3 protein-coding genes and 1 pseudogene are annotated in these 2,400 nt (G+C 40.2%); all 4 read right to left on the reverse strand.

Annotated features, from left to right (window positions below; translation table 11 throughout):
* Positions 1-215 (reverse strand): annotated as a pseudogene (locus AC1DSB_RS18085) (fumarylacetoacetate hydrolase family protein); the annotation flags it as partial.
* 121 nt (positions 216-336) lie between these two features.
* Complete coding sequence (locus AC1DSB_RS18090; RefSeq protein ID WP_477587290.1) at positions 337-1,134, reverse strand: ABC transporter ATP-binding protein; 798 nt, start codon at positions 1,132-1,134, stop codon at positions 337-339.
* Complete coding sequence (locus AC1DSB_RS18095; RefSeq protein WP_477532136.1) at positions 1,112-2,158, reverse strand: ABC transporter permease; 1,047 nt, start codon at positions 2,156-2,158, stop codon at positions 1,112-1,114. The genes AC1DSB_RS18090 and AC1DSB_RS18095 overlap by 23 nt, the downstream gene beginning before the upstream one ends.
* 18 nt (positions 2,159-2,176) lie before the next feature.
* Positions 2,177-2,400: ABC transporter substrate binding protein (locus AC1DSB_RS18100; RefSeq protein WP_477587291.1), on the reverse strand; the 224-nt coding region annotated here is incomplete at its 5' end.

Below are 2,400 nucleotides of genomic sequence, written 5' to 3' on the forward strand. Positions count from 1 at the left end.
AGGTATGGTTTATCATTAACCTTATCACCAAGTCGTTCAAGGCCACCATTAAAGTTCAATAATGTACCATAAACCGTTCCAGTAACGGGGTTGTCCAAGGGTATATCTTTTATACCAAACTCATTACCTTCAAATTCGATTGAATTTGTTTCTGTATTCACAGATACGGAAGATAATTCTCTTGAATCAGTTCTTTTGATATTTGCATTAAGCATTCGAATCACTCCTTAAGTTATTAAACTAGTTGTTTCTCGGTTCAATAACTACAAGTATATAAAATTGAACATGTTTAAGAATGAGACTCATTCAGAACTCACTTTGAAAAGGCATCCTGAATCAAACAGACAATAAGGCTTTATCACTGGTAAGTTTTTCGCCACGTATACGTTGGAATTCATCCATTAGTTTAGGAATGGTCAAATTCTTCTTCTCTTGTACGTCAAATTCCAAAATAATTTGTCCTTTGTCCATCATGATTAATCTATTTCCTAAGTCCAAAGCTTGTTGCATATTATGCGTGATCATCAGCGTGGTTAGTTGATCCTTTTCAACCAGTTGTTTTGTTAAATTGGTAATCAGTTCCGCACGGGAAGGATCCAGTGCCGCTGTATGTTCATCCAGTAGTAAAATCGACGGTTGTGTAAAGGTTGCCATTAATAGAGAAAGAGCTTGTCTTTCACCACCAGAAAGCAAACCCACTTTCGCATTCAAGCGGTTTTCAAGATTTAAATGAAGTGTTTCAAGAGATGCACGAAATAATTCCCGTCGTTTCCTGTCAACACCGATTCTTAATAAACGTTTCTTATTGCGTGAATAGGCCATTGCTAGATTTTCTTCGATTGTCATCGAAGGTGCTGTACCAGCCATCGGGTCTTGAAATACACGACCAATCATCTGCGAACGCTTATACTCCGGCATTTTTGTAACATTTTTATTGGAGATTTCAATTTCGCCAAAATCAGGAGACAGAGCGCCGGAAATCATATTCAACATAGTGGATTTCCCTGCGCCATTGCTTCCGATAACCGTCATGAAATCACCTGGATTTAAATGGAGATTAATCTGGTCTAATRCTATTTTTTCATCTGGTGTGGCTTCATTGAATAATTTGTTAATCTGGACGAGTTTCAGCAACTGCAGCTCCCCCTTTTGATCGCGATTGATACTCCATTAACCGTTCCGCATGCCGTTTGGCTTTTCTGCTTTTCTCTCTTCGCTTATCAAAGTATTGAGGGAGGATCAATGCACCGATTACAATAACCGCTGTAATCAATTTCATGTCTCCCGTATCAAGAAAGTCCACTCTCAGTGCCAGTCCGAGTACAATTCGGTAAATAATAGCACCTGCTATAACGGCAAATGTCGTACGGACAATGGTTTTCGTCCCGAATATTGCTTCACCGATAATTACGGAAGCGAGACCAATGATGATCATTCCTATTCCCATCCCAATATCGGCAAACTTTGCATATTGAGCAATCAATGCACCTGAGAATGCCACCAGAGCATTGGAAAAACCAAGTCCTACAATAATGAGTGTGTCAGTATTGGCTGACAGGCTACGAATCATTTTCTTATTATCGCCGGTCGCTCTAATCGCTAGGCCAATTTCTGTTCTTAAGAACCAATCAACCACAAATTTAATGAGCAAAACGATGATGGTCATAATGAATAAAGTACCCCAGGTAGCTGGCAAATGCTGTACCCCCAGCATGCTGAGGAAATTATTCACCGCGGTGTCGATTCCAAGAGAACCCCAAAAAGATTGGAATTGATTGAACATTGACTCTGCATTTAGTAAAGGGATATTCGGACGACCTATGGAATTTTCCGAGGTCAGTCCCATTATTCGAAGATTAAGGGAATACAACGCAATCATCATCAAAATCCCGGAAAGTAGAGCATTGATTTTCCCTTTCGTATGTAGAAGGCCGGTGACACAGCCTGCAAGAAAACCTACAATGACGGCAAGAGCCGTCGCTGCCACTGGATGATATCCTAAGGTGATCATCGTGGCAGCAACCGCAGCTCCTGATACAAAACTTCCGTCAACGGTTAAATCCGGAAAATCCAAAACACGAAATGAAATATATACACCAAGTGCCATGATTGCATAGATGATTCCTTGCTCCACAGAGCCAAATACTGCTGAAAACATGTAGAATCACCTCCTGATTTATTTGCTGAATTCAGCTTTCCACTCGTCTTTTATCTCAAGTCCGATTGTTTCTGCTGTATCTTTGTTCATGATGAATTTTAACTTTTGTGGAATGTCTACTGGAATTTCGGCTGGCTTACTTTCACCTTTAAGGATTTTCACAGCTTTTTGACCAGCTTCGTACCCGATGTCATAGTATTCAAATCCATATGCAGCTAAACCGCCTCGTTTAACAGAATCGA

The organism is Paenisporosarcina sp. P4_E4_2, from assembly GCF_056401595.1.